We start from the raw sequence: 233 nt of genomic DNA, 5'->3' as shown, positions 1-233 counted from the left end.
TACTACGACGAGAACCGCATCTCCTTCGTGGCGCAGGGCCCCTTCCGCATGAACCTCGGCTGCCTCATGCGCGTCCACAACGGCAACTGGCCGGCCATCTGCCGCGCCGGGCGCTGGGGCGCCGCGGTCGGCGCGATCCTCATTCCCGTGCTCGAGCTCGCGCTCGGAGACGTGCTCCCCGGCGCCACGATCGGGCTTCTCGGCTGCGCCGCGTTCTTCGTGCCCATCCTCGT

The 233-nt window shown here is 70.4% G+C and carries 1 protein-coding gene; it reads left to right on the top strand.

Going from position 1 to position 233, the window contains the following annotated elements:
• Nucleotides 1-233: hypothetical protein (locus tag H6A23_RS11295; RefSeq protein ID WP_435793496.1), on the top strand; the 233-nt coding region annotated here is incomplete at both ends.

The organism is Olsenella uli, from assembly GCF_016900775.1.
In the GTDB taxonomy this organism is placed as follows: domain Bacteria; phylum Actinomycetota; class Coriobacteriia; order Coriobacteriales; family Atopobiaceae; genus Thermophilibacter; species Thermophilibacter uli_A.
The sequence above is the reverse complement of the archived record's forward strand: the minus strand, read 5'-3'. Positions and strand labels throughout refer to the sequence as shown.